Source organism: Pseudomonas sp. BN417, from assembly GCF_029871205.1.
Lineage (GTDB): Bacteria > Pseudomonadota > Gammaproteobacteria > Pseudomonadales > Pseudomonadaceae > Metapseudomonas.
Map to the genome: position 1 here is coordinate 177,138 of NZ_SSOJ01000139.1, position 18,248 is coordinate 195,385.

Genomic DNA, 18,248 nt, shown 5'->3' on the forward strand with positions numbered 1-18,248 from the left:
TTGCGCAGGGGGACGAGCGGCATGGATGCCGCGAGAGGCGTGTGGGGCCATGGATGGCCCCTCGCGCCGGGCCCCCGGAGCAATGTTGGAGCGAGGGAACCCGACGCAGTCGGGCCGGATGCAGGGGCAAGCCCTCTTGGTTACTTCTGGGGCGACTGCCAGAAGTGACTCGCCGGGAGGCGAAACAGGGACTCGCAGCCTACTCGATAAGCAGCTCGGCTCAGGACGTTCTAGCAACACTTAATGCAGACATAGCCAATGAATTCGCTTTTTCCAAAGCATGAAAAAAGGCGCCTTAAGGCGCCTTTTTTTGCGGTAATTGGATTCAAGGGCGGATCTCGATCAACGTGCCGTCCCTCACCAGGCTCCAGATTTCGCGCATGTCCGAGTTCTTCATGGCGATGCAGCCCTCGGTCCAGTCCAGGCTATGGAAGTACCACTCCGGGTATTCCTCATCCAGCGGGGTGCCGTGGATCATGATCATGCCGCCGGGCGGCACGCCCTTTTCCCGGGCCTTGGCGGCGTCGCGGGCATTGGGGTAGGAAATGTGCAGGGCCAGGTTGAATTTGTCGCTGGTCTTGCGCCAGTCGATCCAGTAGAAGCCTTCCGGGGTGCGCTGGTCGCCCTCGCGAATCTTGGGCCCGCTGGGCTGCTTGCCGAGGGAGATGCGATAGGACTTGAGTACGTCGCCACGGTTCATCAGCAGCAGCGTGCGCTCCGATTTCACCACCAGGACCTTGTCGATGGATTTGCCACCCAGCGACGGCGTAGTGCTGGCCTGCGCGAGAGCGGCGAGGCTCATGGAAAGTACGACTAGCAACCAGCGCATCGGCACAACATCCCCACAGTGTTCTAGTAAGCAGATTAGCGGTCAGGCTTTTTTGTAATAGGCCAGCAACGGCGCGATCGGCTCGTTGCGCACCGGGAAGACCTGGCCGGCGCGGTCGGCGAAATAACATTCTAAGGTACGGCCCACTGTCGGAAAAGCCAGCTCGGACCAGGGAATCTCCCGTTCGTGAAAAAGTCGCACTTCCAAGCTCTCGTCGCCGGCGGCGAAGTCCAGGTCCACCAGTTCGGCGCGGAAGAAGGTGTACACCTGACTGATGTGCGGCAGGTCGAACAGGGTATAGAGGCTGAGGTTGCGCACGCGCGCGCAGGCTTCCTCGAGGGTTTCCCGGCTGGCGGCCTGCTCCATGGTCTCGCCGTTTTCCATGAAACCGGCGGGTAGGGTCCAGTAACCCTTGCGCGGGTCGATGGCGCGGCGGCAGAGCAACACCTGCTCGCCCCATATCGGCAGGCAGCCGGCGACGATGCGCGGGTTCTGGTAATGGATGGTGTGGCAGCTTTCGCACACATGGCGCAGCCGGTTGTCGCCATCGGGGATGCGCTGGACGACCGGGCCGCCGCACTGGCTGCAGAATTTCATCAAAGTTCCTCGAGGTCGGGCATCCATCTTGGCGCGGCATGGTGTCGCGCGGCAAGCCACGGGCGGGCCAACCAAGGGTGGTGAATGGTGCGACCTGTCGGTACGGGGGTTGGGTGGCCCAATGGTTCATGCCATGATGCCGGGCAGTCGAGAACAATGAGAAAGTCCATGCTGGATGACCTGCTCCGTCGTGTGCAGAGCTACTCCCCGAAAACCCTGGAGACCGATCGCGACTTCCCCGAAGCTGCGGTGCTGGTGCCGATTACCCGCAGCGACGAGCCTGAGCTGGTCCTGACCCTGCGCGCCAGCGGCCTGTCCACCCACGGCGGCGAAGTGGCTTTCCCCGGCGGCCGTCGCGATCCCGAGGACGCGGACCTGATCCGCACCGCCCTGCGTGAGGCGGAAGAAGAAGTCGGCCTGCCGCCCGGCCTGGTGGAAGTCATAGGCCCGCTCAGCACCCTGGTCTCCCGCCATGGCATCAAGGTCACGCCCTACGTGGGGCTGGTTCCGGATTTCGTCCAGTACAAGGCCAACGACGGCGAGATCGACTCGGTGTTCAGCGTGCCGCTGGAGTTCTTCCGCGACGATCCGCGGCAGATGACCCACCGCATCGACTACCTCGGCCGCAGCTGGTACGTGCCCAGCTACCAGTACGGCGAATTCAAGATCTGGGGCCTGACCGCGATCATGGTCGTCGAGCTGGTCAACCTGGTCTACGACGCCGGGATCGAGATGACCCGCGCGCCCGCCAGCTTCATAAAACTCAAATAAGCCCCGTTCGAGGAGCGCCTGATGAAATACCGCCTTGGAACCGCCCAGGTCGAAGCCCATCCCGACAGCTGGGCCGCCCCCACCGCCACCCTGGTGGGCAAGGTGCGGCTCGATGCCGGTGCCAGCGTCTGGTTCGGCGCCGTCCTGCGCGGCGACAACGAGCTGATCCACATCGGCGAGAACAGCAATGTCCAGGACGGCACCGTGATGCACACCGACATGGGCTACCCGCTGAACATCGGCCGCTCGGTCACCATCGGCCACAACGCCATGCTCCACGGCTGCTCGGTGGGCGACTACAGCCTGATCGGCATCAACGCCGTGGTGCTCAACGGTGCCAAGATTGGCAAGTACTGCATCATCGGGGCCAATGCGCTGATCCCGGAAGGCAAGGAGATCCCCGATGGCTCGTTGGTCATGGGCTCCCCCGGCAAGGTGGTGCGCGAGCTGACCGAGCAGCAGAAGAAGATGCTCGAGGCCAGCGCCGCCCACTATGTGCACAACGCCCAGCGTTACGCCCGCGACCTGGCGGAGCAGGACGACTGATGGATGCCGAACGCCCCGTCCGTTCGCCTTGCGTGCAGGTCTGCGTGCTGGACGACCATGACATCTGCAGCGGCTGCCAGCGCAGCGCTGACGAAATCACCCGCTGGGGTCGCATGGACAACGCCGAGCGCCGCGAGGTGCTGGCCCGCTGCTTCGAGCGCGCCAAGGCCAGCGGCCTGTTCATCGCGTCCCCGACCCAGGTTTCTTGAATCACCGAGGAAACGACATGCCCCGTATTGGAACCCCCTTGTCGCCCAGCGCGACCCGTGTACTGCTGTGCGGCTCCGGTGAGCTCGGCAAGGAGGTGGTGATCGAACTGCAGCGCCTCGGCTGCGAAGTCATTGCCGTCGACCGCTACGCCGATGCCCCGGCCATGCAGGTGGCCCATCGCAGCCATGTGATCAGCATGCTCGACGGCGCCGCCCTGCGCGCCGTGATCGAACAGGAGAAGCCGCATTACATAGTGCCGGAGATCGAGGCCATCGCCACCGCCACCCTGGTGGAACTGGAGGCCGAAGGCTTCACCGTGGTGCCCACCGCCCGCGCCGCGCAGCTGACCATGAACCGCGAAGGCATCCGCCGTCTCGCTGCCGAAGAACTGGGGGTTCCCACCTCGCCCTACCACTTCGCCGACAGCTACGAGGACTACAGCGCCGCCGTGGCCAGCGTCGGCTATCCCTGCGTGGTCAAGCCGATCATGAGTTCCTCCGGCAAGGGGCAGTCGGTGCTGAAGTCCGACGCCGACCTCAAGGCTGCCTGGGACTACGCCCAGGAAGGCGGCCGCGCCGGCAAGGGGCGGGTGATTGTCGAAGGCTTCATCGATTTCGACTACGAGATCACCTTGCTCACGGTGCGCCACATCGGCGGCACCAGCTTCTGCGCCCCCATCGGCCACCGCCAGGTGAAGGGCGACTACCACGAGTCCTGGCAGCCCCAGGCCATGAGCCCGAAAGCCCTGGCCGAATCCGAACGCATTGCCCAGGCGGTGACCGAGGCCCTGGGCGGTCGTGGCCTGTTCGGCGTCGAGCTGTTCATCAAGGGCGACCAGGTGTGGTTCAGCGAAGTCTCGCCGCGTCCCCACGATACCGGCCTGGTCACCCTGATCTCCCAGGACCTGTCCGAGTTCGCCCTGCATGCCCGCGCCATCCTCGGCCTGCCAATCCCGGCGATTCGCCAGCAGGGGCCGTCCGCCTCGGCGGTGATACTGGTGGAAGGCACGTCCAGCCAGGTCAGCTTTGGCAATCTCGGCGCCGCCCTCAGCGAACCGGACACCGCCCTGCGTCTGTTCGGCAAACCGGAAGTGGACGGCCAGCGCCGCATGGGCGTGGCCCTGGCGCGGGACGAGTCCACCGACCTGGCGCGAGCCAAGGCGACCCGTTCAGCCCAGGCGGTCGACGTCCAGCTGTGAGCCGCCTGGCCGGGTTGTGCTGGTGGGTGGCGGCACTGCCGCTGCTGCCGCTGGCGCTGCCCATGGCCGTGCATACCCGCCGTACCGCCCTGCGCCTGGCGCCCGCTGCCGGGCCGGGGCAGGGCCTTGCCGGCGCAGGGTTCGATGGCGAGCCGCTGCGCCTTCTATTGATAGGTGAATCCACTGTCGCCGGGGTCGGCACCTCCTGCCTGGAGTTCGCCTTGGCCGGGCAGCTGGCCAGCGCCCTGGCGGCCCGCCTGGGCCGGCCCGTGGCCTGGCGTGCTTGCGGCGAGAACGGGATTACCGCCGGCGGTGCCCTGGAACGCCTGCTGCCCCTGGTGGCGGAAGAACCTGCCGACCTGGTGCTGCTGGTCTTCGGCGTCAACGACACCACTCACTTCAGTTCCAGCCGCCGCTGGCGGGAGTCCCTCGAAGGCCTGGCCCGGCACTTCGCCGGTCGCGGCGCGCGGGTCGCCCTGGCCGGGGTCCCGCCCTTGCAGCACTTCAGTGCCTTGCCCTGGCTGCTGCGCCAGTTGCTCGGCTGGCGCGCACAGTTGCTGGACCGGCAGCTGCATGACCTGGCCGATCGGGAAGGGTTGGGCTGTTGCGCCACGCGCCTGGAGATGCGCCCGGAGTACCTGGCGCTGGATGGCTATCATCCGTCGTCCCAGGGCTACCGGGTCTGGGGCGAGTCGCTGGCGGACTGGTTCGTCGCCGTGGCCCCGCCGCCCCGGGAGGCGGAGGGCCTGGCGCTCGATCTCAGCGCGTGAGGCTGAGGTCGCTGTCGCGGGTTTCCTTCAGGCAGAGCACCGCCAGCAGGCTGATTGAGCCGGAATGCTGGCAAGTGGCCGGGCAGGCGTTTCTCAGTGGCCACGAGTGCGGCGGGCGCGGTGTCGCGGGTGGCGACCGCGGCCGGGGAGGGCGGGTAAGCCGCTGCCGATTATAGAAAACGGCTGCGGGGCGGGGCCACTAGGCCTTTGGTGTAAGGCCGGCGCGCCAGGCGAGCACGCGCTGCACACGGTTCTCGCCGGACTGGAGGATTTCCAGGCGGTAGGGGCCGACCTTGAGGCACACGCTGCAGTCGGGGATCTGTTCCAGGGCCTCTGTGATCAGGCCGTTGAGGGTCTTCGGCCCGTCGCAGGGCAGGTGCCAGCCGAGTACCCGGTTCAGCTCGCGCAGGTGCAGGGCGCCGTCCAGCTCGTAGCGACCATCGTCGCGGGACTGGATACCGGGGTTGGGCGCGAAGTCTTCCAGGCTGCCGAATTCGCCCACCAACTCCTGGAAGATGTCCTCCAGGCTGACCAATCCCACCACGTCGCCATACTCGTCGACCACTATGCCGAGGCGGCGCTTCTGCTTCTGGAAGTTCACCAGTTGGGTCAGCAGCGGCGTGCTCTCCGGCACGAAGTAGGTGTCCCGGCTCACCGTCATCAAGGTCTCGGCGCTCGGCGGGCCCTCGGTCAGCAGGCGCGGCAACTGGCGCAGGTGGAGGATGCCTTCGATCTGGTTGATGTCTTCGCGGTAGAGCGGCAGGCGGGTGTGGGTGGCGTTCTGCAACTGGGCGAGGAGTTCCTCCGGCGAGGCGTCCAGGTCGATGCCCTGGATCTCGCTGCGGGGAATCATGATGGAGCTGATGGTGACCCGCTGCAGCGCATCGGTCACCGCCACCGGCAGGCGCGATTGCGGCTGGATCTCCACCCCGTGGCGGCGCCGGGTCGCGAGCCAGGCGACCATCGCGCCGGCTACCAGGGAGATCGTGATTCCAAGGAGGAGGCCGGCGAGCAATCCGTGCATGGGCAGCTCAGACGTGAAGGATGAATTCGCGGACCAGCTTGCTGCCGAAATAGGCCAGCATCAGCAGGCAGAAGCCTGCCAGGGTCCAGCGGATGGCCTTGTGCCCGCGCCAGCCGAGCTGGTGGCGGCCCCAGAGCAGCACGCCGAACACGATCCAGGCGATGCAGGAGAGGATGGTCTTGTGCGCCAGGTGCTGGGCGAACAGGTTGTCGACGAACAGCCAGCCCGACAGCAGCGACAACGAGAGCAGGCCCCAGCCAGCCCAGAGGAAGCCGAACAGCAGACTTTCCATGGTCTGCAGGGCGGGGAAATTCTTGATCAGTCCGGACGGGTGCTTGTGCTTGAGCTGGTGGTCCTGCAGGAGCAGCAGCAGGGACTGGAACACCGCCATGGTCAGCAGGCCGTAGGCCAGGATCGACAGCAGTATGTGCGCCAGGATGCCCGGCCCTTCATTGATGGCCTGGACGGTGCCACCCGGTACCAGCGCCGCGGCCAGCACCGTCAGTGCGCCGAGGGGCAGCAGCAGGAGCAGCAGGTTCTCCACCGGTATGCGCGCGCAGGCCAGGATGGTCAGCAGGATCACCGCCGCGGCGATCAGGCTGGCGGCATTGAAGAAGTCCAGAACCAGGCCGGCAGGGGTCAGCAACTGCTGGGACAGACTGAACGCCTGGGCCGCCAGCGCCAGGGCACCGAGCAGCAGCAGCAGGGGTTTGCTCGGCGAGGTGCGCCTGGCCAGGTTGAAGCCCTGGTAGGAGGTGGCGCCGAGGTAGAGAACAGCAGCGATGAGGCTGGGCAGCAGGGGATGCATAAGTCCTTGTAATCGCGGGCCCGAAAGTCGGTGAGTGTGGCACAGACCGCGCCCAGCTTAAAGACGTCGCGCCCGTCTGGGCCGCGCGAGCGCGCCGGTGCCGATCGGCGTAGGGCGGACCGGCAGGGCGAGTCGCAAGTCGAGCAGGGCGAGCAGGATGGCCGCGAAGATGTACCCGGCCGGTGCGTTGGGGCTGCCGGTGAGGCTGACCAGGCCGGCGGCGAAGAACTGCGCGAAGGCGGGCGACATGTCGGAGATCTGGCTGCGCGACCAGGCGCTGGACCAGGCATCGCTGTGTTTCATCGATTGCTTGCGGCGCATGCTGAAGGCCTGCGTGCGTTCGCCGCAGGCCGAGAATCGACACCTGGCGGCCAGGCTCAGCCTGCAGTTCTGATCCGGTCCGACGGGCGGCGGGATTTCCCCCGCACCAGAAAATACCTAGAATGACGCGCTATTCAGCCGCTGCCTCGCGGCCTCCGCAAATCCTCCGATGTCCGCATCGAGCCGAATAGGTCCGCGCATGTTCGAAAACCTAACAGATCGCCTCTCACAGACGCTGCGCCATGTCACCGGCAAGGCCAAGCTGACCGAGGACAATATCAAGGACACCCTGCGCGAGGTGCGCATGGCCCTGCTCGAGGCCGACGTCGCCCTGCCGGTGGTGAAGGACTTCGTCAACAAGATCAAGGAACGCGCGGTCGGTACCGAGGTTTCCAAGAGCCTGACCCCCGGCCAGGCCTTCGTGAAGATCGTCCAGGCCGAGTTGGTGGAGCTGATGGGCGCCGCCAACGAAGACCTGGCGCTGAACGCCGCGCCGCCGGCGGTGATCCTGATGGCCGGCCTGCAGGGCGCGGGCAAGACCACCACTGTCGCCAAGCTGGCTCGCTTCCTCAAGGAGCGCAAGAAGAAGTCGGTGCTGGTGGTCTCGGCGGACGTCTACCGCCCGGCGGCGATCAAGCAGCTGGAAACCCTGGCCACTGACATCGGCGTCACCTTCTTCCCCTCCGACAACAGCCAGAAGCCGGTGGATATCGCCCAGTCGGCGATCCGCGAGGCCAAGCTGAAGTTCATCGACGTCGTCATCGTCGACACCGCCGGTCGCTTGCACATCGATGCCGAGATGATGGGCGAGATCCAGCAGGTTCACGCCGCCATCAAGCCGGTCGAGACCCTGTTCGTGGTCGACGCCATGACCGGCCAGGACGCTGCCAACACCGCCAAGGCCTTCAACGACGCCCTGCCGCTGACCGGCGTGGTGCTGACCAAGGTCGACGGTGATGCCCGTGGCGGCGCCGCGCTCTCGGTGCGTGCCATCACCGGCAAGCCGATCAAGTTCCTCGGCATGGGCGAGAAGACCGAAGCCCTCGACCCCTTCCACCCGGACCGTGTGGCCTCGCGAATCCTCGGCATGGGCGACGTGCTCAGCCTGATCGAGCAGGCCGAGCAGACCATGGACCGCGAGAAGGCCGAGAAGCTCGCGAAGAAGATCAAGAAGGGCAAGGGCTTCGACCTCGAAGACTTCCGTGACCAGCTGCAACAGATGAAGAACATGGGCGGCCTCGGCGGCCTGATGGACAAGCTGCCGATGCTCGGCGGCGTCAACCTCGCGCAGATGGGCAATGCCCAGGGCGCGGCGGAGAAGCAGTTCAAGCAGATGGAGGCGATCATCAACTCCATGACCCCCGGCGAGCGTCGCGACCCGGAAATGATCAGCGGCTCGCGCAAGCGCCGCATCGCGCTGGGCTCCGGCACCCAGGTGCAGGATGTCGGCCGCCTCATCAAGCAGCACAAGCAGATGCAGAAGATGATGAAGAAGGTCACCGCCAAGGGCGGCATGGCCAAGATGATGCGCGGCATGGGCAGCATGTTCCCCGGCGGCATGCCGAAGATGTAAGCAGGCTCCAGGCGGCAATCTGCAAGAGCGCTTGAGGCTTGCAGCTTGCGGCTTGCAGCTGCCACCGACAGGTGGCCCATAAAAGAGATTTGCAATCGGCCGGATAATCCTTAGAATATGCGGCCTTTCGGGCCCATGGCCCATGTGTGTGCACAGCTTGAAAAGCACCGACTATAGGAACGAAGTTCAATGGTAACCATCCGTCTTGCCCGTGGCGGCTCCAAGAAGCGCCCCTTCTACCACCTGACCGTGACCAACAGCCGCAACGCGCGCGACGGTCGCTTCGTAGAGCGCATCGGCTTCTTCAACCCGGTCGCCACCGGTGCGGAAGTCAAGCTCTCCGTGAACCAGGAACGCGTCAGCTACTGGCTGAGCCAAGGCGCCCAGCCGTCTGAGCGCGTTGCTCAGCTGCTGAAGGAAGCTGCCAAGGCTGCTGCCTAAGCATCCTTATGAGCACGACGCCGGCTCCCGCCGATGAACTCATCGTTCTCGGCAAGATTTTCTCGGTGCATGGCGTACGTGGCGAGGTGAAGGTCTACTCCTTCACCGATCCGCTGGATAACGTGCTCGATTACCGCCGTTGGACGCTCAAGCGTGACAACGAGGTAAAGCAGGTCGAAGTCGTCAGCGGACGCGTGCACGGCAAGGTCCTGGTAGTAAGGCTGAAGGGGTTGGACGACCGCGAAGTCGCCCGTACCTACGCAGGTTTTGAAATCTGCGTTCCTGTCAGCGAACTGCCGGAGCTCGACGATGACGAGTTCTACTGGCACCAGTTGGAAGGTCTCAACGTGATCAACCAGGATGGGCAACTGCTCGGCCGCATCGATCATCTGCTGGAGACCGGTGCCAACGACGTGATGGTGGTCAAGCCCTGCGCTGGCAGCCTCGACGATCGTGAACGCCTGCTGCCCTACACGGAGCAGTGCGTGCTGTCGATCGATCTGGACGCCGGCGAGATGCGGGTGGAATGGGACGTTGATTTCTGAGGGCCTGACATGAAGAGCATGCAGGTCGAAGTCATCAGCATCTTTCCCGAGATGTTCGCCGCCATCAGCGAATATGGCATCACCAGCCGTGCGGTGAAGCAGGGGCTGCTCAAGCTCAACTGCTGGAATCCGCGGAGCTTCACCGAGGACCGCCACCAGACGGTGGACGATCGGCCCTTCGGCGGTGGCCCCGGCATGGTGATGAAGATCCAGCCCCTGGAACGGGCCCTGGCGGCAGCCAAGGCAGCGGCAGGGGAACGGGCGAAGGTGATCTACCTCTCGCCGCAAGGGCGCCAGCTGAAGCAGGCGGCCGTGCGCGAGCTGGCGAACGAGGAAGCATTGATCCTCATTGCCGGGCGCTACGAAGGCATCGACGAACGCTTCATCGAGGAGCACGTCGATGAGGAATGGTCGATTGGCGATTACGTCCTGTCCGGCGGTGAGCTGCCGGCCATGGTGCTGATCGATGCGGTGACGCGATTGCTGCCCGGCGCGCTGGGGCACGCGGACTCCGCCGAGGAGGACTCCTTCACGGATGGCCTGCTCGATTGCCCGCACTACACCCGACCGGAGTTGTATGCAGGCAAGCGTGTTCCCGAGGTGCTGCTCAGCGGCAACCACGAACACATCCGGCGATGGCGTTTGCAGCAGGCGCTTGGGCGCACCTGGGAACGTCGGGTCGATCTTCTGGATTGCCGCTCGCTTTCTGGAGAAGAGAAAAAGCTGCTGGAGGAATACATCCGCCAGCGGAACGATAGTTAACGTATCGATGGCACGCCCAGAAGGCCTGTCTTAGGAGCATAGCGATGACCAACAAGATCATTCAGCAGATCGAAGCTGAACAAATGAACAAAGAGATTCCGGCTTTCGCCCCGGGCGACACCGTAATCGTTCAAGTGAAAGTGAAGGAAGGCGACCGTGCTCGTCTGCAGGCCTTCGAAGGTGTGGTCATCGCCAAGCGTAACCGCGGCCTGAACAGCGCTTTCACCGTGCGCAAGATCTCCAACGGCGTAGGCGTTGAGCGTACCTTCCAGACCTACTCCCCGCTGGTCGACAGCCTGAGCGTCAAGCGCCGCGGCGACGTGCGCAAGGCCAAGCTGTACTACCTCCGCGACCTGTCCGGCAAGGCAGCTCGTATCAAGGAGAAGCTGGCCTAATCGGCTCAGCTTTCCGGAAAAACCCGCCCAGGTTCGCCTCGGCGGGTTTTTTCTTGCCAGCGCGGAGGATGATCCGCGCCCGCACGCCCCCGCTGGCGTGCCGAGTTCCTGCCCGATCCGGCAGCGCACAACAACGACAAGAGTCGCCGCAAGAAAGGCAGCCACATAGAGTCGATTCAGGTAGTAGTGGCATGACCCCGAGAGAGCAAGAAATCGCCCGCCGGACCGCGCTGTCCGAAAGCCGGGTGACCAAGGCGGTATTCCCGCCCAGCACCAACCATCACAACACCCTGTTCGGCGGCACCGCCCTGGCCTGGATGGACGAAGTGTCCTTCATCACCGCCACGCGCTTCTGCCGCCTGCCGCTGGTGACGGTGTCCAGCGACCGCATCGACTTCAAGCACCCGATTCCGGCCGGCTCCATAGTCGAGTTGGTGGGGCGCGTGGTGAAGGTTGGCAACACCAGCCTCAAGGTAGAGGTCGAGGTGTTCGTCGAGGAGATGTACAACGCCACCCGCGAGAAGGCCATCAGCGGCCTGTTCAGCTTCGTCGCCATCGATGACGACAAGCGCCCTGTGCAGGTCCTGCCGGAGTTTCCCCAGGCCGCCAGCGCCGCATGACTGGAAAGTGGCGCCCATTGGGCGCCTTTTTCGTTTCCGTCCGTAATTCATCCGTGCGGTCCAGGCGTTTCCCAGCCGCGGGATGCCGGTTCAATCCCTATCCGGCGCTCCCAGCGGGAATAGCGGCCGATAGGGCCGCGCTTCTTCCACCGCGCGGGCGAAGGAAGGGCGCTGCAGCAGGCGTTGCCGATAGGCCCGCAGGTGGCTGAAGGGGGCGCCGATGGGCTGCACCCAGTCGGCATAGAACAGCGCCGGCGCGGCGGCGCAGTCCGCCAGGCTGAAGCTGTCCCCCGCGGCCCAGGTACGGCCGGCGAGCCGTTGGTTCAGCCAGGCATAGCTGCGCTCCAGCAGGGCACGCGCCTCCTCGACACCGAAGGCATCGCGCCGTTCCTCCGGGCGTAGCCTGTCGCCCACTGCCTTCTGCATCGGCGTCATCACGTACAGGTCGAAGCAGCGATCCAGCATCCGCACTTCCAGCGCCGCTTCCGCTGCCTCGGGGATCAGCTTCACCGGCCCTGCATAGTGCTGCTGCAGGTACTCGATAATGATGCTCGACTCCATCACAGGCCGCTCGCCATCCAGCAGCAGCGGCATCTTCTGCAGGGGCCAGAGGCGCTGGAATTCCGCAGCGGTCGCCGGGTTTTCAGGCGACAACAGGCGCAGTTCGAAGGGCAGGTCGTTCTCGTACAGCGCGATCAGGACTTTCTGGCAGTAGGAAGAGAAGGGATGGGCGAAGAGTTGCAGGGACATGGTCGACTCCTGGTGCGGCATGCTGGCTGGCGTGTCCCCCCCATGACAGGCGGAACTGCCAACTGGTCGATTGCGGCGAGGCGATATCGACAGTGTTCAGGGGGCATCGCACTGTGGTGGCGATAGGGACCGGACAAACTGGCTGAATTCCGTGGGTGGCCGCGAAGTGCCATGCACTGCCGTCAGGGAAGCGGTTCGCCTGACAGGATCGCCCTTGCGTCGGCACGGGACGCGAATCAATAGCGCAGGGCGATCTTCAGCGACGCCTGGGACAGGTCGATATTGTTCAGCGTCAGGCTGCCGAAGCTCTGGTCCCGGGGGGCGCCGGCGACGCGGATGTTCTCGAAGCGCAATTCGCCGATGGAGCTGGGCAGGCGCAGATTCACCGAGCCGTCCGGGTTGACCACCGAGGTCATCCGGTCGGTGGCGTAGACCACGTCCTGCATGGCCGTCTCGACGTCAAGGCTGTCCAGCACCGGCATCACCAGCTTCGCCAATTGCTTGAGCGCCCCCGGGCCATCGCCATTTTCCGCCCGAAGGAACAGGCCCTGCAGCACATCATCCAGCCCCTGGGCGCTGACATTGCTCATTTCCAGGTCGGTCAGCGGATGCAGGTTGTGCGGTGTTTCCTGGCGGCTGGTGCTGGCGGGCGGTTGCAGGCGCTGGATGTCGGCGCTGGCCATCTGGAAGGGGCTCATCAGCGCGGCGACGAGAGTAGCCGCCAGACGCAGGTTGCTCTGTTTCTTCAGGGCCTTGGTCAGTTGCTTCTGGGTCAGCAGGCCTTGCGCTACCAGTACTTCACCCAGCCGCATCTTGTTGGTGAGCTGCATCTCGATCGCGGCATCCAGCTGCCGGGGGGTAATCAGGCCCTTGCTGACAAGGATCTGCCCCAGGCGGGAGTTCATTTGGTGGGCCATGGTCGGGTACCGGCGGTGGGTGATGGCAGGATGAAATCATCCGCCGCCAGCCCGATCCTGTCACCCAACCAAGGATAGGTTGGCATCGCCGCCTGTCAGCGTGATGGGGTCAGGAAGCGATCGGTGGTAACACCAGGTTGCGCGTCGGTTTCGATCGGGCGAGCCAGGGGCCGGTCCGTTGCCGATAGGGGGTGAGTCGCTTGCGGGGCGGAGACTTGGCCGCATCCGGGATGAAATGGAGTGGGCGCTGTGGAAGACTAGCGCCTTGTCACTGAAAAGCATTCCCTCATGCCCGCGCTAGACCATCCCCTGATCGACCGTTTCCTCGACGCCCTGTGGCTGGAGAAAGGCCTGTCTGCCCACACCCGCTCGGCTTACCGCAGCGACCTCGCGCATTTCAACGGCTGGCTCCATGAGCGTGGTCTGGAACTGGACAAGGCCGGTCGCGATCTCATTCTCGACCACTTGGCCTGGCGCCTGGGCGAGGGCTACCAGGCCCGCTCCACGGCACGTTTCCTCTCCGGGCTGCGCGGCTTCTACCGCTTCCTGCTGCGCGAGAACCTGATAACCGAAGACCCCACCCTGCAGGTGGACCTGCCACAGCTGGGGCGGCCGCTGCCCAAGTCACTGTCCGAAGCGGATGTCGAAGCCCTGCTGGAAGCCCCCGACCTGGAAGACCCCATCGGCCTGCGCGACCGCGCCATGCTCGAAGTGCTCTACGCCTGCGGCTTGCGAGTCAGCGAACTGGTTGGCCTGACCCTGGAGCAGGTCAACCTGCGCCAGGGCGTGCTCAAGGTGTTCGGCAAGGGCAGCAAGGAGCGCCTGGTACCCCTGGGTGAGGAAGCCATCGCCTGGATCGAGCGTTACCAGCGCGAAGCGCGGCCCTTCCTCCTCGATGGCAAGCCCAGCGATGTGCTCTTCCCCAGCCTGCGCGGCGAGCAGATGACCCGCCAGACCTTCTGGTACCGGATCAAGCACCAGGCCCAGGTGGCTGGCATCGCCAGATCCCTGTCGCCGCACACCCTGCGCCACGCCTTCGCCACCCACCTGCTCAACCATGGCGCCGACCTGCGCGTGGTGCAGATGCTGCTCGGCCACAGCGACCTTTCCACGACCCAGATCTATACCCACATCGCCCAGGCGCGCCTGCAGGAGCTGCACGCACGCCATCATCCCAGAGGGTGAGCCGGAAAAGGCGACGCATGCGTCGCCCCGGCGAACGACCGGCCATGGAGAGCCGGGCCGGGGGCGATTCCTGCGATAAAGCGGCGGCAGGGATGCCGATAAGAAAGCTGACCTTTACACAGCGTCGCCCCGGCGAACGCCCAGCCAGTCACCGACGGCTCCCGTCGGGCATCCGGCCGCTGCGCCCGGAGCCTTCTGTGGTAGGCTTGGCCGATTCCCGTACGTCCGCCGCTCGACAGGAGTACCCATGCGCGTGACCCGTCTTATCGCCGGTCTGGCCCTCGGCCTGGCCAGCACCATCAGCCTCGCCGACGACCCGGACCAGGCCATCCGCAAGACTCTTGCCGCCCTGGAGCTTGGCTTGCCCATCGAATCCATCGGCGAAAGCCCGATGACCGGCGTCTATCAGGTCCAGCTCAAGGGCGGCCGCATGCTGTACACCAGCGCCGACGGCCAGTACCTGATGCAGGGCTATCTCTACCAGGTCAAGGACGGCAAGCCGGTGAACCTCACCGAGCAGGCCGAAAGCCGCTCCATCGCCAAGGAGATCAACGCGATACCCGCCAGCGAGATGGTGGTGTTCTCGCCCAAGGAGCCGGCCAAGGCCCATATCACGGTGTTCACCGACACCGACTGCGGCTACTGCCAGAAGCTGCACAGCGAAGTGCCCGAGCTGAACCGCCGCGGCATCGAAGTGCGCTATGTCGCCTTCCCGCGCCAGGGTATCGGCAGCCACGGCTATAACAGCCTGGTCAGCGTCTGGTGCAGCAAGGACCGCCAGGCCGCCATGAACAAGGCCAAGTCCCGCGAGGAACTGCCGGCCGCCACCTGTGAAAACCCGGTGGCCAAGCAGTTCGAGCTGGGCCAGCTGATCGGCGTCAACGGCACCCCGGCCATCGTGCTCGGCAATGGCCAGATGATCCCGGGTTACCAGCCTGCGCCGCAGCTGGCCAAGCTTGCCCTCGAAGCCAAGTAGTCCGGGCATCCAGCTTGATTGACCAATAAACAGCCGCTTCGTAAAGTGCGGCTCTTTTCCTCGGCCGGGACACTCCCGGCCGTATTCGCAGTGATGATGGGGAGTTCAGCGTGAAGCCGGTAAAAGTAGGCATCTGTGGCCTGGGGACCGTCGGTGGCGGCACCTTCAACGTACTCAAACGCAACGCCGAGGAGATTGCCCGCCGTGCCGGGCGTGGAATCGAAGTTGCCCAGATTGCTGCTCGTCGTCCCAACCCGAAGTGTGAAACCGGCGCCACCCCCATCACCGCCGACATCTTCGACGTGGCCAACAACCCGGAAATCGACATCGTCATCGAACTGATCGGTGGCTACACCCAGGCCCGCGAGCTGGTGCTCAAAGCCATCGAGAACGGCAAGCACGTGGTCACCGCCAACAAGGCGCTGATCGCCGTGCACGGCAACGAGATCTTCGCCAAGGCCCGCGAGAAGGGCGTCATGGTCGCCTTCGAGGCCGCTGTGGCCGGCGGTATCCCGGTGATCAAGGCGATCCGCGAAGGCCTCTCGGCCAACCACATCAACTGGCTGGCCGGCATCATCAACGGCACCGGCAACTTCATCCTCACCGAAATGCGCGAGAAGGGCCGTGCCTTCGAGGACGTGCTGAAGGAAGCCCAGGCCCTGGGCTACGCCGAAGCCGACCCGACCTTCGACGTCGAAGGCATCGACGCCGCCCACAAGCTGACCATCCTCGCGTCCATCGCCTTCGGCATCCCGCTGCAGTTCGACAAGGCCTACACCGAGGGCATCTCGAAACTGACCAGCGCCGACGTCAACTACGCCGAGGCCCTGGGCTACCGCATCAAGCATCTGGGCGTGGCGCGCCGCACCGACCACGGCTTCGAACTGCGTGTGCACCCCACACTGATCCCGGCCGACCGCCTGATCGCCAACGTCAACGGCGTGATGAACGCGGTGATGGTCAACGGCGATGCCGCCGGCAGCACCCTCTACTACGGCGCCGGTGCCGGCATGGAAGCCACCGCTTCCGCCGTGGTTGCCGACGTGGTGGACGTGGTCCGTGCCCTGACCACCGACCCGGAAAACCATGTGCCGCACCTGGCCTTCCAGCCGGATTCCCTGTCCGACCACCCGATCCTGCCGATCGAGGCCTGCGAGAGCGCCTATTACCTGCGCATCCAGGCCAAGGACCATCCGGGCGTGCTGGCCCAGGTCGCGACCATCCTGTCGGAACGCGGCATCAACATCGAATCGATCATGCAGAAAGAAGTCGAAGAGCACGACGGCCTGGTGCCGATGATCCTGGTAACCCACCGGGTCGTCGAAGCGCGCGTCAACGACGCCATCGCCGCGCTGGAAGCTCTGGACGACGTGGTAGGCAGCGTAGTGCGCATCCGCGTCGAGCAACTCAACTAATCGCAGCTGCAAGCTGCAAGCCACAAGCTGCAAGTCCCCGTCGCTTGCAGCTTGAAGCTTGAAGCTTGGAGCTCAAACCGAAGGTTTGTACCTATGCGTTATATCAGTACCCGCGGCCAGGCACCTGCCCTGAATTTCGAAGACGTGCTGCTGGCTGGCCTGGCCAGCGACGGCGGCCTCTACGTACCGGAAAACCTGCCGCGCTTCACCCAGGAAGAAATCGCCTCCTGGGCCGGTCTGCCCTACTTTGAGCTGGCCTTCCGCGTGATGCGCCCCTTCGTCGCCGGCAGCATCGATGACGCCGCCTTCAAGAAGATCCTCGAAGAAACCTACGGCGCCTTCGACCACAACGCCGTGGCGCCGCTGCGTCAGCTGAACGGCAACGAGTGGGTGCTGGAACTGTTCCACGGCCCGACCCTGGCCTTCAAGGACTTCGCCCTGCAGCTGCTCGGCCGCCTGCTCGACCACGTGCTGGTCAAGCGCGGCGAGCGCGTGGTGATCCTGGGCGCCACCTCCGGCGACACCGGTTCGGCTGCCATCGAAGGCTGCCGCCGCTGCGAGAACGTCGACATCTTCATCCTGCACCCGCACAACCGCGTGTCCGAAGTGCAGCGCCGGCAGATGACCACCATCCTCGGCGACAACATCCACAACATCGCGGTCGAGGGCAACTTCGACGACTGCCAGGAGATGGTCAAGGCCAGCTTCGCCGACCAGGGCTTCCTCAAGGGCACCCGGCTGGTGGCGGTCAACTCGATCAACTGGGCGCGGATCATGGCCCAGATCGTCTACTACTTCCATGCAGCCATCCAGCTCGGCGGCCCGGCCCGTTCCGTGGCCTTCTCGGTGCCCACCGGCAACTTCGGCGACATCTTCGCCGGCTACCTGGCGCGCAACATGGGCCTGCCGATCAGCCAGCTGATCGTCGCTACCAACCGCAACGACATCCTGCACCGCTTCATGAGCGGCAACCAGTACGTCAAGGACACCCTGCACCCGACCCTGTCGCCGTCCATGGACATCATGGTGTCGTCCAACTTCGAGCGCCTGCTGTTCGACCTGCATGGCCGCAACGGTGCCGCCATCGCCAGCCTGATGGATACCTTCAAGCAGGGCGGCGGCTTCAGCGTCGAGGCAGACCGCTGGACCGAAGCGCGCAAGCTGTTCGACTCCCTGGCCGTGGATGACGAAGCCACCTGCGAGACCATCGCCGAGGTGTTCAACGAGTGTGGTGAGCTGCTCGACCCGCACACCGCCATCGGCGTCCGCGCCGCCCGCGAATGCCGCCGCAGTCTGGCCACCCCGATGGTCACCCTGGGCACCGCCCACCCGGTGAAATTCCCGGAAGCCGTGGAGAAGGCCGGCGTCGGCCAGGCCCCGGCGCTGCCGCCGCACCTCGCCGACCTGTTCCAACGCGAGGAACGCTGCACCGTGCTGCCGAACGACCTGAAGCAGATCCAGGCCTTCGTCAGCCAGCATGGCAACCGCGGCAAGCCGCTCTAAGCCATAGCGCCAGAAACGAAAAGGCCGGCTCCCGAAAGGTGCCGGCCTTTTTCATTGCTGCATGGGTGGGGCGGAAACCTTGTGGGGGCGAA

21 protein-coding genes and 1 pseudogene are annotated in these 18,248 nt (G+C 65.0%); 15 read left to right on the forward strand and 7 right to left on the reverse strand.

Annotated elements, in window-relative coordinates:
- Positions 1 to 325 precede the first annotated feature (325 nt).
- The gene (locus E8F11_RS19035) at positions 326 to 829 is read right to left on the reverse strand and encodes a L,D-transpeptidase family protein (protein WP_280290406.1); all 504 of its coding nucleotides are present in this window, start codon (positions 827 to 829) and stop codon (positions 326 to 328) included.
- A gap of 42 nt (positions 830 to 871) precedes the next feature.
- Positions 872 to 1,426: an NUDIX hydrolase gene (locus tag E8F11_RS19040; RefSeq protein WP_280290407.1), complete on the reverse strand. Its 555-nt coding sequence runs from the start codon at positions 1,424 to 1,426 to the stop codon at positions 872 to 874.
- A 168-nt stretch (positions 1,427 to 1,594) separates the two neighbouring features.
- Here E8F11_RS19040 and E8F11_RS19045 point away from each other — a divergent pair, with 168 nt between their 5' ends.
- From E8F11_RS19045 to E8F11_RS19065, 5 genes are read left to right on the forward strand one after another with little or no spacing between them, the layout of a single operon-like run.
- Entirely contained in the window at positions 1,595 to 2,197 is a 603-nt protein-coding gene (locus E8F11_RS19045) for a CoA pyrophosphatase (protein WP_280290408.1), read from the forward strand.
- A 21-nt stretch (positions 2,198 to 2,218) separates the two neighbouring features.
- Positions 2,219 to 2,743 carry a gamma carbonic anhydrase family protein gene (locus E8F11_RS19050; RefSeq protein WP_280290409.1) on the forward strand — a complete coding sequence of 175 codons (525 nt, stop codon included), beginning with the start codon at positions 2,219 to 2,221 and terminating at the stop codon, positions 2,741 to 2,743.
- The gene (locus tag E8F11_RS19055; RefSeq protein ID WP_280290453.1) at positions 2,740 to 2,952 is read left to right on the forward strand and encodes a DUF1289 domain-containing protein; all 213 of its coding nucleotides are present in this window, start codon (positions 2,740 to 2,742) and stop codon (positions 2,950 to 2,952) included. The genes E8F11_RS19050 and E8F11_RS19055 overlap by 4 nt, the downstream gene beginning before the upstream one ends.
- A 17-nt stretch (positions 2,953 to 2,969) precedes the next feature.
- A complete protein-coding gene (purT, locus tag E8F11_RS19060) occupies positions 2,970 to 4,151 on the forward strand; it encodes a formate-dependent phosphoribosylglycinamide formyltransferase (protein WP_280290410.1) in 1,182 nt (393 codons plus the stop codon).
- Positions 4,148 to 4,921, forward strand: a complete 774-nt coding sequence (locus tag E8F11_RS19065; RefSeq protein ID WP_280290411.1) for an SGNH/GDSL hydrolase family protein — start codon at positions 4,148 to 4,150, stop codon at positions 4,919 to 4,921. The genes purT and E8F11_RS19065 overlap by 4 nt, the downstream gene beginning before the upstream one ends.
- Positions 4,922 to 5,120: 199 nt before the next feature.
- On the opposite strand, the pseudogene E8F11_RS19070 reads toward E8F11_RS19065, so the two are convergent.
- From E8F11_RS19070 to E8F11_RS19080, 3 genes and pseudogenes are all read right to left on the reverse strand, one after another.
- Positions 5,121 to 5,801: pseudogene (locus E8F11_RS19070) on the reverse strand (transporter associated domain-containing protein); the annotation flags it as partial.
- A 151-nt stretch (positions 5,802 to 5,952) separates the two neighbouring features.
- Positions 5,953 to 6,753 (reverse strand): cytochrome c biogenesis protein CcsA, encoded by an 801-nt coding sequence (ccsA, locus tag E8F11_RS19075; RefSeq protein ID WP_280290412.1) that lies wholly within the window; start codon positions 6,751 to 6,753, stop codon positions 5,953 to 5,955.
- Between the two features lie 57 nt (positions 6,754 to 6,810).
- Positions 6,811 to 7,074 (reverse strand): hypothetical protein, encoded by a 264-nt coding sequence (locus E8F11_RS19080; RefSeq protein WP_280290413.1) that lies wholly within the window; start codon positions 7,072 to 7,074, stop codon positions 6,811 to 6,813.
- Positions 7,075 to 7,273: 199 nt separating this feature from the next.
- Between E8F11_RS19080 and ffh the strand changes: the two genes are divergently transcribed.
- The 6 genes from ffh to E8F11_RS19110 all read left to right on the forward strand — a co-directional run bounded on the left by ffh (position 7,274) and on the right by E8F11_RS19110 (position 11,410).
- Positions 7,274 to 8,647, forward strand: a complete 1,374-nt coding sequence (gene ffh / locus E8F11_RS19085; RefSeq protein ID WP_280290414.1) for a signal recognition particle protein — start codon at positions 7,274 to 7,276, stop codon at positions 8,645 to 8,647.
- Positions 8,648 to 8,836: 189 nt separating this feature from the next.
- Complete coding sequence (gene rpsP, locus E8F11_RS19090; protein ID WP_028630295.1) at positions 8,837 to 9,088, forward strand: 30S ribosomal protein S16; 252 nt, start codon at positions 8,837 to 8,839, stop codon at positions 9,086 to 9,088.
- Between the two features lie 8 nt (positions 9,089 to 9,096).
- The gene (rimM, locus tag E8F11_RS19095) at positions 9,097 to 9,633 is read left to right on the forward strand and encodes a ribosome maturation factor RimM (protein ID WP_280290415.1); all 537 of its coding nucleotides are present in this window, start codon (positions 9,097 to 9,099) and stop codon (positions 9,631 to 9,633) included.
- Positions 9,634 to 9,642: 9 nt separating this feature from the next.
- On the forward strand, positions 9,643 to 10,395 hold the full coding sequence (trmD, locus tag E8F11_RS19100; RefSeq protein ID WP_280290416.1) for a tRNA (guanosine(37)-N1)-methyltransferase TrmD: 753 nt from the start codon (positions 9,643 to 9,645) through the stop codon (positions 10,393 to 10,395).
- Between the two features lie 44 nt (positions 10,396 to 10,439).
- Positions 10,440 to 10,790, forward strand: a complete 351-nt coding sequence (gene rplS / locus E8F11_RS19105; RefSeq protein ID WP_077526761.1) for a 50S ribosomal protein L19 — start codon at positions 10,440 to 10,442, stop codon at positions 10,788 to 10,790.
- 191 nt (positions 10,791 to 10,981) lie between these two features.
- Complete coding sequence (locus E8F11_RS19110) at positions 10,982 to 11,410, forward strand: acyl-CoA thioesterase (RefSeq protein ID WP_280290417.1); 429 nt, start codon at positions 10,982 to 10,984, stop codon at positions 11,408 to 11,410.
- A gap of 90 nt (positions 11,411 to 11,500) precedes the next feature.
- Here E8F11_RS19110 and E8F11_RS19115 read toward each other — a convergent pair whose 3' ends face one another.
- Complete coding sequence (locus tag E8F11_RS19115) at positions 11,501 to 12,160, reverse strand: glutathione S-transferase family protein (protein ID WP_280290418.1); 660 nt, start codon at positions 12,158 to 12,160, stop codon at positions 11,501 to 11,503.
- A gap of 236 nt (positions 12,161 to 12,396) precedes the next feature.
- Entirely contained in the window at positions 12,397 to 13,077 is a 681-nt protein-coding gene (locus E8F11_RS19120; RefSeq protein ID WP_280290419.1) for a hypothetical protein, read from the reverse strand.
- A 288-nt stretch (positions 13,078 to 13,365) separates the two neighbouring features.
- Here E8F11_RS19120 and xerD point away from each other — a divergent pair, with 288 nt between their 5' ends.
- The 4 genes from xerD (at position 13,366) to thrC (ending at position 18,156) form a co-directional block, all read left to right on the forward strand.
- On the forward strand, positions 13,366 to 14,262 hold the full coding sequence (xerD, locus tag E8F11_RS19125; RefSeq protein ID WP_280290420.1) for a site-specific tyrosine recombinase XerD: 897 nt from the start codon (positions 13,366 to 13,368) through the stop codon (positions 14,260 to 14,262).
- A 247-nt stretch (positions 14,263 to 14,509) separates the two neighbouring features.
- Positions 14,510 to 15,238: a thioredoxin fold domain-containing protein gene (locus E8F11_RS19130; RefSeq protein WP_280290421.1), complete on the forward strand. Its 729-nt coding sequence runs from the start codon at positions 14,510 to 14,512 to the stop codon at positions 15,236 to 15,238.
- A gap of 110 nt (positions 15,239 to 15,348) precedes the next feature.
- Complete coding sequence (locus E8F11_RS19135; protein ID WP_280290422.1) at positions 15,349 to 16,653, forward strand: homoserine dehydrogenase; 1,305 nt, start codon at positions 15,349 to 15,351, stop codon at positions 16,651 to 16,653.
- Positions 16,654 to 16,746: 93 nt separating this feature from the next.
- On the forward strand, positions 16,747 to 18,156 hold the full coding sequence (gene thrC / locus E8F11_RS19140) for a threonine synthase (protein WP_280290423.1): 1,410 nt from the start codon (positions 16,747 to 16,749) through the stop codon (positions 18,154 to 18,156).
- The last annotated feature ends 92 nt before the right edge of the window (positions 18,157 to 18,248 follow it).